Raw genomic sequence first — 381 nt, forward strand, 5'->3', positions numbered from 1 at the left:
ATCACTCTTAAATGCTTTGTTATACAAATGGTTAATTGGATTGTGCTGTCTCTTTAAAGACTAGATTAAGCGGTTTAGCTAAAGAGTAAATCCACAAACCAAATGCTACAAAGCACCACATAAACAATGCTAGGAAAAAACTAAATATTGGCCACATCGCTAATGCTAGTAACAGACCTGACACCCCTGTTACTGGTGTTTCTTCCCACTTTACAGTCTCCGCACCGAATATGGATGCGATTCCACACATTAAAAAGAAAACAAAGAAGCTTAGGCTAAAGCCGATAAAGAGCATTTTGAAAAGAGACCTTTTCGATATTTTCTTAACTGTAATTTCCATTTTCATCCCTGTATTTGTATAACGCCTGCATAACACGTTTG

The 381-nt window shown here is 36.7% G+C and carries 1 protein-coding gene; it reads right to left on the reverse strand.

Going from position 1 to position 381, the window contains the following annotated elements; translation table 11 throughout:
• Nucleotides 1-31 precede the first annotated feature (31 nt).
• The gene (locus tag ACP45E_RS19945; protein ID WP_017038356.1) at nt 32-346 is read right to left on the reverse strand and encodes a hypothetical protein; all 315 of its coding nucleotides are present in this window, start codon (nt 344-346) and stop codon (nt 32-34) included.
• Nucleotides 347-381 lie beyond the last annotated feature (35 nt).

The sequence above is a fragment of the Vibrio genomosp. F10 str. 9ZD137 genome, assembly GCF_049974785.1.
GTDB lineage: Bacteria > Pseudomonadota > Gammaproteobacteria > Enterobacterales > Vibrionaceae > Vibrio.